Annotated in this window: 11 protein-coding genes; 4 read left to right on the forward strand and 7 right to left on the reverse strand. The window is 56.6% G+C overall.

Annotation, left to right across the window (positions count from 1 at the left end; all coding sequences use genetic code 11):
• On the forward strand, window positions 1–147 hold a 147-nt coding region (locus tag IT585_06675), incomplete at its 5' end, for a hypothetical protein (GenBank protein MCC6962918.1).
• A 96-nt stretch (window positions 148–243) separates the two neighbouring features.
• Window positions 244–1,758: a VCBS repeat-containing protein gene (locus IT585_06680; protein ID MCC6962919.1), complete on the forward strand. Its 1,515-nt coding sequence runs from the start codon at window positions 244–246 to the stop codon at window positions 1,756–1,758.
• 588 nt (window positions 1,759–2,346) lie between these two features.
• Here IT585_06680 and IT585_06685 read toward each other — a convergent pair.
• A complete protein-coding gene (locus IT585_06685; GenBank protein MCC6962920.1) occupies window positions 2,347–3,633 on the reverse strand; it encodes a Glu/Leu/Phe/Val dehydrogenase in 1,287 nt (428 codons plus the stop codon).
• A 578-nt stretch (window positions 3,634–4,211) separates the two neighbouring features.
• On the opposite strand from IT585_06685, the gene IT585_06690 reads away from it, so the two are divergent.
• Window positions 4,212–5,333, forward strand: coding sequence for a sensor histidine kinase (locus IT585_06690; GenBank protein MCC6962921.1), 1,122 nt, complete (start codon window positions 4,212–4,214; stop codon window positions 5,331–5,333).
• Between the two features lie 19 nt (window positions 5,334–5,352).
• The gene (locus IT585_06695; GenBank protein ID MCC6962922.1) at window positions 5,353–6,018 is read left to right on the forward strand and encodes a response regulator transcription factor; all 666 of its coding nucleotides are present in this window, start codon (window positions 5,353–5,355) and stop codon (window positions 6,016–6,018) included.
• A gap of 58 nt (window positions 6,019–6,076) precedes the next feature.
• On the opposite strand, the gene IT585_06700 is transcribed toward IT585_06695, so the two are convergent.
• The 6 genes from IT585_06700 to IT585_06725 form a co-directional block, all read right to left on the reverse strand.
• Entirely contained in the window at window positions 6,077–7,537 is a 1,461-nt protein-coding gene (locus IT585_06700) for an aminotransferase class I/II-fold pyridoxal phosphate-dependent enzyme (protein MCC6962923.1), read from the reverse strand.
• On the reverse strand, window positions 7,534–8,961 hold the full coding sequence (locus IT585_06705) for an NAD(P)(+) transhydrogenase (Re/Si-specific) subunit beta (protein MCC6962924.1): 1,428 nt from the start codon (window positions 8,959–8,961) through the stop codon (window positions 7,534–7,536). Before IT585_06705 ends, IT585_06700 begins: the two co-directional genes overlap by 4 nt.
• 247 nt (window positions 8,962–9,208) lie before the next feature.
• Window positions 9,209–9,523 carry an NAD(P) transhydrogenase subunit alpha gene (locus tag IT585_06710; GenBank protein ID MCC6962925.1) on the reverse strand — a complete coding sequence of 105 codons (315 nt, stop codon included), beginning with the start codon at window positions 9,521–9,523 and terminating at the stop codon, window positions 9,209–9,211.
• A gap of 21 nt (window positions 9,524–9,544) precedes the next feature.
• The gene (locus IT585_06715; GenBank protein ID MCC6962926.1) at window positions 9,545–10,717 is read right to left on the reverse strand and encodes an NAD(P) transhydrogenase subunit alpha; all 1,173 of its coding nucleotides are present in this window, start codon (window positions 10,715–10,717) and stop codon (window positions 9,545–9,547) included.
• Between the two features lie 31 nt (window positions 10,718–10,748).
• The gene (locus IT585_06720; GenBank protein MCC6962927.1) at window positions 10,749–11,561 is read right to left on the reverse strand and encodes a hypothetical protein; all 813 of its coding nucleotides are present in this window, start codon (window positions 11,559–11,561) and stop codon (window positions 10,749–10,751) included.
• A 663-nt stretch (window positions 11,562–12,224) separates the two neighbouring features.
• Window positions 12,225–13,346 (reverse strand): tyrosine-type recombinase/integrase (locus IT585_06725; GenBank protein ID MCC6962928.1); only part of this gene is annotated, 1,122 nt, incomplete at its 5' end.

Raw genomic sequence — 13,346 nt, forward strand, 5'->3', positions numbered from 1 at the left:
AACTACATCTTTGCTGGCGGCCCGGCACCGAATCCGCTGCTTGCCGGTGACGCCGACTGCACCGGTGCCGTCTCCATTTCCGATGCCGTGTACCTGATCAACTACATCTTTGCCGGTGGCCCGGCACCGTGTGAAGCATGTTCATGAGCTACGTAGGCATATGGGAGACCTTGGGTGCTTGACACCTGTGAATTACCGTGTTATCGAACATTGAGTACGTTCTCCAATCGAAAGGAATCCGCGATGAGACGTCTTGCTTGGCTCGCCATCCTCTTGTGGCTAGCAGCATTCTGCAGCAATGCGATCGCCGGTATTCTCTGGTTCCGCGATCTGTCGGCGCCGTCGTTTGGATCGGCTGCGGTCGGAGATATTGACTCCGACAGTCTGCTCGAAATTGTCTTCGGCACCTATTTCAACGACGAACGAATCCACGCGCTCAACGCCGAAGACGGCAGCTCCCACTGGTTTTACGACACCGGAGGCTGCAACGACGCCTCGCCAGCTATTGCCGATGTCGACGAGGATGGTCTGCTTGACGTCATTGTACCGGCTTCATCTCCCTGTCGAATCTACTGTTTCGATGGCGCAACGGGGAGCGTGAAGTGGTCATTTCCGACCGGGAGCAGTTCGATTGATTCGCCACCGGCGGTGGCTGATGTCGACAATGACGGACGCCCCGAAGTCATCTTCGGGACTTTCTATGGAAATGTCTACTGCCTCAATGGTGAGGATGGCGGCCAGCGTTGGCTAAAGAACTTGGGCACGAACAGTTACATTCAATCGGAGCCGGCGATTCTTGATCTCGACGGTGACAGCCTGCTTGACGTCGTTGTCGCGCAGTGGGCGGGGGACAACCGCGTGTATGCTCTGAAAGGGAGCGACGGATCGGAGTTGTGGCATTCGGATCTGCCGAACGACTACATGTACCACGGCGCGTCATTCGCCGACTTGGATGGTGACGGCAGGCCGGAGTTGGTGATCGGTTGTTACGACAACAATGTTTATTGCTTGAATGGTGAGAATGGCTCACTCGCGTGGCAATACCCGGCACCCTATTACGTCGGTGCGCCAACCTCATTGGCGGATCTGAATAACGACGGCAATCTTGAAGTAGCTATAGTCTCCTACAACGATTTGATTGTGCTTTCGCATCAAGGGAGTCGCCTGTGGAACTACGTAGCAGGGGGCAACGCATTCCGCGGCGCTGCCATTGCCGACATGGATGGTGACGACACCCTCGACGTGTGTTTCGGCGCCGATGACGGGATTGTTCGGGTGCTAAGCGGATCGACCGGACAGGTAATCTACTCGCAGGACCTTAAGGCGCACTATGGGCGGACATTCGAAATTGACCACGCACCGGTACTCGCGGATTTTAACGGTGACGGCAGGCTGGACCTTTTTGTTGTCGGCGGCTACGGCACGTCATCGAGTCCCAGTCAGAATCACGGACGTGCCTATGCGCTATCCGTGGGAGACGGCGGCGGGGCCGGCTGGGCGATGTTTCGTCACGACCTGCGTCACAGTGGGCGCTTCATACCGCCGCCACTGCCGCCAGCCTACGTTTGCGGCGATGCTGACGGCTCTGGTGCCATCTCGATCTCCGACGCGGTCTACCTGATCAACTACATCTTTGCCGGCGGCCCGGCACCGAATCCGCTGCTTGCCGGTGACGCTGACTGCAATGGCTTAGTGACGATTTCGGACGCGGTCTACTTAATCAATTACATTTTTGCCGGTGGACCGGAGCCGTGTTAGGTTTGTCCGCTGGAGTCTGATCTGTAAGCGAGCTTGCTGGGATCGGCAATTTCGGGAGGCGCTTCCGGTTCTTCATCTTGATCAAGTAAAAGATAGCTGAGCTTCGGAGAGGCTCAGGACTGAAGGGCGGGCAGCTGGCGATGTTGGGAAATGAGGGTCTAAGTTTGAGAAGTCGTTGAAGGCTCAATGGTGACGGACGCGATCCAATGCGACATAGCGAAGTATTTGACCGGTCTTGGTTTGGGCTTCACCAACATCATAGAGGAGGCATGTCTAAGAAACTGCCAGTTACCTAACTCTGGCAGTGATCCTCCGGCTTATGCAGTCAGCGATCGCAAATGTTCTGTTGACTCCGCACGAGATGAATCATACGCCACCGGCGTTCGCCGGTTGCATGGGGCAGAGGTAGGGGCTAGTCCAGCACCGAATGAGCGCCGGAGGAGCAGCCTTGATTCAGATCGACAGGGACAGAATTGTCTACCGGTTCGCTCTAACGATAAAGGATAACTCCGTGACCTGCGCTTCCTGTCTCCCCGCGCCGACGCATACGAATGTCGCAAGTCCGATACGTTAGGCTTCGGCTCAACGTCATACCCAGCCGCGCTCGCGGCAGGCATCGGCTACGCGACCGATGCCGATGCAGAGAGCCGCATCGCGCATACTCAAGCGCCGGCGCACACTCGTTTCATAGACTTCGTGAAAGACTCCAGTCATCTTGAAGTCCAGCTTGCCGAAGACTTCATCCTCAGTCCAGTAGTGGTTGGCGTTACTCTGGACCTGCTCGAAGTAGCTGGAAATGACTCCTCCAGAATTGGCCACAGTGTCCGGAATCACCAACAAGCCGCGGTCGGCCAGAATCTGGTCGGCATCCGGTGCTACGGGACCATTGGCGCCTTCAATGATGACTCGAACCCGGTCGCCGATATCTGTGACATTGGCCGCTGTTATCTGATACTCGAAGGCGGCGGGCAACAGAATATCTACCGATTCCCGTAACCAGGCATTGCCGGGGAGTACTTCATAACCGAGGGCCGCTGCGCGACTTTTATCGATATTGCCAAACTGATCGGATAGAAGAGCGAGTTCTTCATATTTGATGCCGTCCCTTTTTCTGAATGTGTGGGGCTGTTTCTCCTGTTGGTCCAGACACGCGATCGCCAGAACTGTGCCCCCGCACTTTGCGTACTGATTCACAGCGTGGCGCGCGACGTTGCCGAATCCCTGTACGGCCGCCGTTGTATCAGAAAACTTTAGATCCAGTTCCTTGAGTGCCTCGCGCAACATGAAGATCATGCCGAATCCCGTAGCCTCGCGAGCCCCGCATGAACCTCCGAAAGTAACCGGTTTGCCTGTGACGGAACCGGGAAATCGGCCATAGTGAACCGACTCAAATTCGTCGAGCATCCACAGCATATGTTGGGCATTGGTCATGACATCGGGTTCGGGGATATCGAGATGTGGACCGGCCGACCGCGACATCTGCCGGATCCATCCGCGACAGATCTTCTCCTGGACATTGGCGCTGAGAAACCGGGGATCACAGACGACCCCACCCATTGAACCGCCGAGAGGAACATTCACGATCGCCGATTTCCAGGTATTCCACATCGCCAGAGCCCTGATACCATCCAGTGTCTCCTGCGGATGGAAGCGAATTCCGCCTTTGCAGGGACCAAGGGCGTCGTTATGCTGGATTCGGAAACCCTGAAACACCATGCTCTCGCCGTTGTCGATGCGGACCGGAATGGAGAAGGAATACTCGCGCAGGGGGCGTCGAATCAACTGACGAACCGGATCGTCAATTCCAAGCAGCGCGGCAATCCGATCGACTTGCGCTTGGGCGTGCACAAACGCGTTGTAGCTGATGGCGGTCATACGTAAATCCTCCGAGCATTTGATTGCCCCCAGAGTGTTCGACCGAAAGCCCGGTTAACGGGTATCCCGTTTTCAGTTCCTGCAGGTCGCGCCGCAACCGCTTCGAGTCGGACTCTTGCTCACTCATTTCCTGCATCAAGTAACGGCAGCATGGATATTGTCGCTATCGGGCATGGACGGATTGTCGACCCTCCAGTTCCGGAAACCGACACTGCCGTACGGATAGCCCAGGCCACGTTGAATTTCGTTTGAGGAGCTAGTTTTGGGACGTAGGACAAGTGCTCCATTTCCTGAAACGACTACGGTTTTCCCTTAGGAGGCGGTGAAGAATCAGAGCTGCGTCGACTGGTCAGGTTGATTGCATTGCGTTGCGACAAGCGCAACGCAATGCAGAGCTGAAAGAAATGCAGTTGCCGCCTTGGATTGCCCAGCGGGGAGGTACCGAATGCGGGTCGACTTCACGTGTCCGACGAAAACAGTTGACAATGTACCGAAGTAGTAGTGTATTTGATTTGATGATACAGGTGCACTGAACAACAGTTCACCAGCCGATAACAAGCATTTGTGCCGAGGCCGTGGTGGCGAAGGACAGCAAGGGCAAGCGATTGTTGGAGCAGAGTCTGCACGCGCAGTCACACGCTCTGGCTGAGCGAGTGAAGGAACTCGAGGCGATTCACACGGTATCGGACCTGTTTGAGGCCAAGAATCTGGAATTGAGTGAGATCTTCCAGAAGATCGTGAATATTCTACCGGCCGCCTGGCAGTACCCCGAATTTGCCTGCTCCCGTATCAGTCTGAAAAACCGTACCTACCAGAACCCCAGCTTCCGCGAGCCGCGCTGGCGGATTCAGCAACCGATAGTTGTCAACGACGAGCAAATCGGCACGCTGGAAGTGGGATATCTTGAACCGTTGCCTGACGGCACCGAGCCCGAGTTTCTTGTTGAGGAAAAAGACCTCCTGATCACAGTGGCGCACCGCCTATCTGAAGCGTACTCGCTGAAGGAATCGCAACTCCAGCTGTCAACGTACCAGCAGCACTTGCGCTCATTGGCCTCCGAATTGACTCTGGCGGAGGAACGCGAGCGCCGGCAATTGGCGCTACATCTACACGACAGTATCGGTCAAAGTCTGGCGTTGACTAAGCTCAAGTTGGAGACGCTGCGGCACGTGCTTCCCGAGACACACAAGGAACGAGTCGAAGACATCCTGGTGCTTCTTCAACAGATCATCGTCGAAACCCGTTCGATCACTGCCAAGATCAGCCCGCCCATCCTGTACGAGCTGAGTTTCTACCAGGCGATCGTATGGCTGTGCGATCACTTCAAGAAGCAGCACGCGCTGGCGGTCGAAGTTGTCGGTACTGACCAGAACATCCCTCTCGGAGAAGGAGTGCGCGTGATGCTCTTTCGTTCGATACAAGAGCTTCTTACCAATACCTTGAAACATGCCAAAGCAACCGAGGTGCGTGTCTACCTCCAGCACGAGGAGAGTGCCGTCCATGTCTGTATAGCCGACAACGGTGTGGGTTTTGGGTCGGAGCTGCAACAGCAGTATCCCTCGGCTAGCGGCGGGTTTGGGATCTTCAGTATCCGGGAACGGCTGGCGTATTTAGGCGGACGGTTAGTCATCGACTCCAGCCCCGGCAAAGGCGCGCGGGTCCACTTGTGGGTGCCGGTCGGGGAGTGGGACAGAGACTGAAGGCAAGGAGCGGGAGAACATGAAGATACTCTTAGCGGATAACCACAGACTGTTCTGCGAGGGCCTCCGGGTACTGCTGGAAAAACAGCCGCATATGGAGATCGTCGGTGAAGCCAACAACGGTCGCATGGCGGTTCGCCTTTGTCGGGAGCTGTCCCCCGATCTGGTGGTGATTGATGTGGGCATGCCGGAGTTGAACGGGATCGAAGCCACTCGCCAGATCCGTGCTGAAATGCCCGGCATCAGAGTTCTGGCCGTGTCAATGCATGCTGATCGACAGTATGTTGCCGGCATGCTTTCCGCCGGCGCATCCGGGTACGTGCTGAAGGACAGCGCTTTTACCGAACTGAGCGAAGCAATCAGGATTGTGACGCGGGGCGGTCGGTATTTGAGCCCCAGCATTGTCGACATCGTCGTCGAGGACTACGCGCAACGCTTGTCACCGGCGCTCGGTTCGGCCCTGCAGAAGCTGTCCGCGCGCGAGCGCGAGGTTTTGCAGATGATCGCCGAAGGTCATGCCACCGCCGATATTGCTGCGAAGCTTCACGTGAGTAAGAAGACGGTTGAGACTCACCGCAAGAACCTGATGCTCAAGCTTGAGATCAAAAATGTCGCCGGGCTGACCAAGTTTGCAATCCGCGAAGGGTTGATCTCGCTCGACTTACCCGACGACGAGCCGGCTTGATGGACTCCGGCGGCATCTGACCGGTTGCGGCAGCCTTTCGGCTGCTGCAAACCAGTTGCTAACAGCGTGACATCGTCGCGACGCCCGAGTGATCGTTCCGAGGGGCGACGTAGGAACTGTGAAAATCATCCAACTTCTGCACGAGTAGTTGGATCTCCTCGAGCGGCGGCAGAAATGTCATGCGAAAGTGAAAAGTGCCGGGCTTCTGTCCGAAACCGGAGCCGGGAACTACGCAGATTCCCGTTTTTTCAAGCAACGCGAGGCAGTATTCGCTTTCTCGCTTCGACACGTAGGCTGCCAGTTGTTCCGGCGTCAACTGCCCGAGATCGACCCCGCGTTCGGAGGGAAGTTCAAAGCGCACGAAGGCGTACATTGCTCCCTGGGGAATGTCAACCGACATTCCCGGAATGCTGTTGATCCCTTCACCGAGAATTCGAGCCTTGGCTCCCAGGTCGACCAGAATCGCATCGCGTTCCGATATATAAGCCTGGTAGCTCCGCTCGCCAGGCTGAGGTGGCGATACCATGAGATAGGTAGCGATCTGCCCCGGCACGTTGGCGCACAGACCGATGGACTGGAGTTTAATGAACTCGGCGAAAACGTCGTCCGAAACGTTGCGCACTTCGAGATAGCCCCCGCGGTGACCGCATTCTCCCAGGAATCCCTTAGAGACCGAGTGCAGGCTGAAGAGCGGTACATCGATCACGCCGAGATGATTCATAATCCGGGCAAAGGAATAGAACCTCATTCCTGTCCCATAGATATTCTCTTGATACACTTCGTCCGCAATGATCGCCAGGCGGTGGCGTCGCGCGAAGGCGACGACCATCTGGATATTCTCCGCTGTTAATACCGCGCCAGTCGGGTTGCCGGGATTGATCACGACGATCCCAACCGGATTGACTCCGCGCTTCTTGGCCGACTCCAGGCTGCACTCCAGAGCCGCTTCATTGAGCTGCCAATGGTCGTCGTCGTCGAGCATGTAGCCAATCTTCTGACCGCCATACAGTTCAAGGCTGGCGCTGTACAGCGGGTACTGCGGAATGGGAATCATGAAACCATCATTCTTTGTTCTTAGAAGCGCAGTCAGGACTGCCTGTGCGCCCTTGCTGGCGCCATCAGTCAGGATCACACGGTCCGGATCGGCGGCAATGCCGTCGCGCTTGGCAATGAAGTCGGCGACTGCCTTTCGGACAAAAGGGATGCCGGCGCTCTGGCTGTACGCCCCGGTGCCATGCGGATGCCGGGCGAGGATAGATTTCGCCCGGTCGACAATATCGCGCGGGAAGTGCCGCGTGACATCGGCATTCTCCAGCAAATCGGGATATTCGATCAGACAGAGGATCTGGCGCAAGTAGGTAAGCGGTTTTTGCTTGAGCGCCTGCGGATTGCCGATATTGCAGTAGATGATCTTGTGCCCGGCCGCCTCCAGCTCCTGCGCGCGCTGGACGATCGGTCCGCGGACGGCGTACTGAGCTTGGAGTAGCCTCCCATTGATCTGTTTCAGCGCAAGGGTCATACGTTGACTCCTTCCAGGCGCGGAGTAGGCTCCAGACTTGCGAGAACTTCGCCGATAGTCTTTCCAGCGTCACCAAACAGCAGGATTGTCGACGGTTCGTCGTAGAGCGAGTTGGGCACACCGGAGTATCCCGGCCGTTCGTCGAGGTTGAAGACCAGCACGTGCTTTGCTTCATGCGCGTTAAGGATCGGCATGCCGGAAATCGGTGTGTCGGCTTTCATGATAGCAGCGGGATTGACGACATCGCACGCCCCGATGACCAGCACAACGTCGGTTGCGGCGAATTCGCCATTTACGTCATCCATTTCGCGCAGTAACTCGTAGTCGACATCGGCTTCCGCCAGGAGAACATTCATATGGCCGGGCATGCGGCCGGCGACGGGATGGATCGCGAAGCTGACCTTCTTTCCCATTTGCATGAGCCGTTGCGACAGGTCTGCGACTTTGAATTGCGCTTTGGCCAGCGCCATGCCGTAACCCGGGACAATAATAACGCTTCCAGCCTCGTGGAGCAGTCTCTTGGCCTCAGTCATCGATTCCGCGAAGGTCCGGACTACCCGTGGGACCGCGGGTCGCTCCGGTGCCGCCGGCCGCGTTACTGAAGTCGGCACGGACTTGTTGCCCGACAGCACTTTGACAAAGCTGCGGTTCATGGCCTTGCACATCACCGCGGTCAGAATCGAGCCTGAGGCAGCTACCGTCGCACCGCAGGCAATGAGCAGCTGGTTTTTGATCACGATACCGCAAAATGCCGCAGCGAGTCCAGCGGTGGCGTTGAGAAATGAGATCAGCACCGGCATGTCGGCGCCACCAATGCGAATGGCGAATAACCAGCCAAGGAGGACCGATGCCGCCAGCGCGACGATGAGCAAGGCGATCGGCCCCGAGCCTGTCGATGCAGAGGCCGTCAGGCAGAGTCCCGCGATTGCCGCGAGCAGGATCAGCAGTGCGAAGTTGTGTTTGGGCAGGATCGTAGGCGTTTGTTTGATCTTTGCCGCAAGTTTGGCACTCGCCAGCATACTGCCGCTAAACGTAGCGGCGCCGATCACCAGACCGAGATATCCCGATACTTCACCGAGCGGCGTCAGTTCGGCGCCGGAACGCGTCAACTCGACCAGCGCGACGGTGCAGGCAGCCACGCCGCCGGCGCCGTGCTGGAAAGCCACCATCGCCGGTATCTGAATCATCGTGACCCGGACTGCAACGACGATGCCCACGGCACCGCCAATGAGAAGGGCCGCGACCAACCACGAAACGTCGACGATTCGGTGGGTTGAGGCGACCAAGACGATGGCTGCAAGCAATGCGGCAGCCGCTGTCAGGTTGCCCCAGCGAGCGCCTCTCGGAGTACGAAACAGGGTGATGCCGACGATCAGCAAAGCGATGATCGCAAGCTCCAGAATCAGAGTCATTGTATTGTCCATGTGTTTTTCCTCAATCAAGCTGCCTCAGGACCGTTGCACGGTTGCTCCCGTCAAGGTACCGGCGCGATCAACGCGGCTGTCCGGTCAGAGCAGGTAATAGGTTGTTGTGCTCCTTCGTTTCACCGTCGCGCCGCGTTCAGGTCGGTGCTCGTTGAGTCTCCTTTGGCGGCCGAACCGAGTCAGCCGTCGTGCCAGACATTGCCGTTAGCACACGGAAGGGGGCCTGAACGCGGCGACGACCACAATATTACATGCCACGGTCCTCGGACTTCAGATGCGAGTCCTGTTGTGTCTTGAACAACCGCGTCATCCGGTCAGTGATCACGAAACCTCCGATCAGGTTGAAGGCTGCTGTCATTAGAGCCAGCATGCCAACAATTTTGTAACCGGCACCGGAGGGGATCGTAAACAGCAGGATCGCTCCCAGGATGGTCACGGCCGAGACCGCATTTGTCATCGACATCAGCGGGGTGTGCAAGAGCGGGGGGACCCGCGAAATGAGCAGATAGCCCACTCCAAATGCCACGGCAAATACGGACAACATCAGAATCAGGTCAGACATTGTATTCCTCCATGGGATTGTTCATACCGCCGCCACGCTTTCACGCATGGCTTCAAGCGCCGGCCCGTAAACAATCTTCCCACCCCTGGTGACCAGGGAGGATTGAGCGATTTGATCGGAGAAATCTGGCGTCACAGAGCCGTTCTTGAATAAGTTTTCGATGTAGTAGTACATGTTGTTCGCATAGAGCCACGACGACTGCATGGGCATGCGTCCGGGAAGGTTTTGCACGCCGCAGATACGAACATTGTGTTTCACCACATCCTGGCCGGGCTTGGAGAGTGCGCAGTTACCGCCCTGGTCAATGGCAATGTCGATGATAACGGAGCCTGGCTTCATGCTTGCCACCGCCTCCTCGGTCACAATAACCGGGGCCAGCGAACCCGGAACCAGAGCCGACAGAATCATGATGTCGATCTGGTGGGCGATATCACAGACGGCTTTCTGCTCCTTCTTCAGCCAGGAGTCGGGGAGCTGCTTGGCGTAGCCGCCCTCGGCAATAGCCAGATCGCTTGGAACATCGAAGCCTTCGACTTTGGCGTTTAAGCTGGCGGCTTCCTGTCGAGCAGATTCGCGGATGTCCCACGCCTTGACCACGGCGCCGAGGCGCTTCGCGGTAGCAATTGACTGCAATCCGGCCACGCCGGCACCGATCACGAGAACCGTCGCGGGCTTGATTGCGCCGATCGCAGTTCCCACCATCGGCAAGAATCGCGGCAGGTATTCCGCGGCATCGAGCACCGCGCGATAGCCGGCCACCGTGCTCATCGAAGTCAGAGCATCCATCCGCTGAGCACGAGAGATTCGGGGAATGCCGTCCATAGTGAATGCGAGGATGCCGCGACTGGCGAGTTTATGCACCATCTCGTGGCTGTCCGGCGATGCCGGGTGTAGGAATGTCACCAACGTCGCCGACTGAGGCATCATGTCAACTTCGTGCTTGCCGACAGTCTCGTTGAAGATTGGCTGCTTGACCTTCAGGATCACGTCAGCCATCGCAAACAGTTCTTCCACGTTGGCGACGATTTTAGCGCCGGCCTTTTCATAGGCTTCGTCGGAAACGAAAATGCCTTCTCCAGCGCCTGCCTGGACGGCGACATCGAAGCCTATCTTGCGGAGTTTCTCAACTGTTTCCGGAATTGCTGCGACGCGTTTTTCCGCATGCAGAATCTCTTTGGGAATCACTATACGCATGTCAATCTCCTCAATACTGAATGGTGGTTTGTCAAGCGCGCTGCCCGGCGAGCGATTGGTGTTCGGTCGTTGTCAGTCCGAGCAACCCGTCACAAAAGCGGCCGAGAGCAACTCTAAAATCGTCGAAACTCGCGAAGCTCCACTCTCGCTGCCAGATCTTGTGCTTGATCTCATGGCCGGGGTTGCCCAGGAGAGCTTCCCCGAGCTTCCAGGGCGACATCGTGAGAGCGTAGCGCTTATCCGAGAGTTGGGAGGACCAGAGCGCGAAGCTTCGAATCGTCCGGATCCCTTCCTCCAGCGGCATGCCCTCGGTGCCGCGCAGATACCACTCCGAATTGGGGGTCCCCTCGTTAGGTTCGCCTTCGTACCAGTTGAGCGTCACCAGAACAGCGGTGTCATCAAGCCAGATGGGCAGCACACCGTGAGTTTCCACATGGGAACCGTCAGCCGTCTGACCAGAAGCGGAAATGCCGATCGCCACCAATGGCTCCCGCGAGATAACGTCAGCGGTATTGCCTCGGCTGCGTGCTGAGCGGGGAAGGTTTTCAAACGCCTCAGGTGTGGCGGCAATCTGACTGGAATAGACAGGGAACCTGATGATGTCTGGCAATCCACCATCGGCATTCTTGCGAGGAGAGTCCTCAGAAGTCAGCCCGGCGACATGCCGTTTGACGCCGCCGAAAGGCAACTCGACCTGAACCGGCGTGCCCGTCCAAACCGGAAATTGACAAGGAGCTAGTTCGGAGTAGGTCGCCTGCACCACCGCGTCACTGGCCCTAATCAGCAGGCTCGTGGAATTATCGCGCCGCTCAAGGACCATGGCTTCGACACGCTTACTCTTCATTGTGCGTAACCTCCATTGGGTTGAGAGTGAAGACACCGAAGTCTCCGCGTCGCGGCTGGCGCCCATCGAATGTAGGCCTGAATGTGGACGGCCCGATGGGAGCGCTGCTTGCCGCGGCGAAGGGAGTCTTGACTCGTTTGTTTCATCCAACGGGAAGTAACGTCATCTGAAAAATTGCCGCTATCGGGCGCAGCCGGATAATCGAGGATGCTAGTCAGGAAAGACGCGGTAGCTTATGGAGAATTGCGATTCAGCCGCTGGCCCAAACAGAATCCGCCAATGAATGAGGGCGCGTGCGGAAATGCGCAGCGGGAGCTAAGGAATTCCCTTAGTTTCCGCCTGAATACGCGACCTGAAGCGTTACGCTGGGTCCAGCCATGGGAATCAACAGGCGTGGGCAGTTTGCCGTCAGCTACATTTGGACACGGAAGGGACTCGAGCGAAGATGTGGTTTGGGTAGAAGATTTGGGAAGGGGGGCCAGCCTGCCTTCCCCCCGGTGACCGGCGCCGTCGCCACAGCAGATAGGAGGCCCTGACCGCAATGGGTGAGTGGACATAACTGAGGCAGTGTATCTTGTGAATTAGATATGGGCAGGTGGGCCGGCGCCGTGCGCGGCGTGTCCGTAAGTAGGCCATAGTTACGGACGTCAAGCGAGCACAAAGTCACTTGTGCTCGCTTTTCTTTTGCTCCGAGAAGTCCAGCACTTCGACGGCGCTGGCCAGTTTGCTCGGGAATAGGTGGGCATAGATCATGGTAGTTGTAACATCGGAGTGCCCTAGCAATTCTTTGACTTCGAAGACGGTCTTGCCATGCATCAGCAAGAGACTTGCACACGTATGTCGCAGCGTGTGCACTCTTGTGAGGTAGGGAAGTCCCGCTTCTTTCGCGGCTTTCAACAATGCCGGTCGTACGCTCTTGGTCATGGGCATTCCGTTGTTGCCGGCAAATACCAATGTCCGTCGCTGTTTGTTCAAGGACTTCGGCAATCTTGACTTAAGGATAGCTCTCGCCTGGGAGTTCATCGGAATCGTGCGCTCACCGGACTTGGGATTCCAATCGGGCTTATGACGTATATGAATGATGTTGTTGGCGAAGTCGACATCCGACCACTCGAGATTGGTTAGTTCAGCAAGACGCATACCGGTACAAAGATAGATGGTAAACATGTCCCTAAACGGTTGAGGCGATGCTTCTAATAGCTTATGGCAATCTTCCTGTGACAGACAATTAGGAACCTGCGATTTCTTGACCTTAAGGCGTTCAACTTCGCGTGTCGGGTTCGTGAGCAAGTATCCCCATTTGATGGCTACATTGAAGATCGTCCGAAGAGTATTGATCTCAAAGTTGATTGTAACCGGATCAGCGCCTGTCTTCGTGTTGGCATCGCTTTCTGAACCCGGAACAACCGGCTGTCCGTTTCGATTCACTGATTGCTGCTTTCGCCATGCTTTGAAGTCATCGATGTCTCGAACCTTGATATCCGAGATTTTTCTGCGCGCCGGAAGCGATGTTAGATATCTTTGAAAGTGGTCAACCACCGCGCGATAACGCTTCCAAGTGCTCGGCGATTTTGTCGTGCGGATGTGTTGCAGGTACTTGGTGAAGAATTCCGCTATAAGGATCTGATTGGGAGCCAAAGGGTGTTTGCCGGTCGCAACTTCGCCCTCAACTTTCTTGAGAAACTGCTCGGCAACAACTTTCGCATTGCCGACACTTTTGCGAATCCGTCTGCCGTCCGCATCCCGATAGTCGACGTAATAGTGCTTCCCGACTTTTCTAACCGA

Source organism: Candidatus Zixiibacteriota bacterium (assembly GCA_020853795.1).
Taxonomy (GTDB): domain Bacteria; phylum Zixibacteria; class MSB-5A5; order CAIYYT01; family CAIYYT01; genus JADJGC01.

Excerpts from the sequence above, each read along its gene's own strand:
- IT585_06680 (MCC6962919.1), top strand. The coding sequence starts at position 244 with ATGAGACGTCTTGCTTGGCTCGCCATCCTCTTGTGGCTAGCAGCATTC.
- IT585_06685 (MCC6962920.1), bottom strand. The coding sequence starts at position 3,633 with ATGACCGCCATCAGCTACAACGCGTTTGTGCACGCCCAAGCGCAAGTC.
- IT585_06695 (MCC6962922.1), top strand. The coding sequence starts at position 5,353 with ATGAAGATACTCTTAGCGGATAACCACAGACTGTTCTGCGAGGGCCTC.
- IT585_06700 (MCC6962923.1), bottom strand. The coding sequence starts at position 7,537 with ATGACCCTTGCGCTGAAACAGATCAATGGGAGGCTACTCCAAGCTCAG.
- IT585_06705 (MCC6962924.1), bottom strand. The coding sequence starts at position 8,961 with ATGGACAATACAATGACTCTGATTCTGGAGCTTGCGATCATCGCTTTG.
- IT585_06710 (MCC6962925.1), bottom strand. The coding sequence starts at position 9,523 with ATGTCTGACCTGATTCTGATGTTGTCCGTATTTGCCGTGGCATTTGGA.
- IT585_06715 (MCC6962926.1), bottom strand. The coding sequence starts at position 10,717 with ATGCGTATAGTGATTCCCAAAGAGATTCTGCATGCGGAAAAACGCGTC.
- IT585_06720 (MCC6962927.1), bottom strand. The coding sequence starts at position 11,561 with ATGAAGAGTAAGCGTGTCGAAGCCATGGTCCTTGAGCGGCGCGATAAT.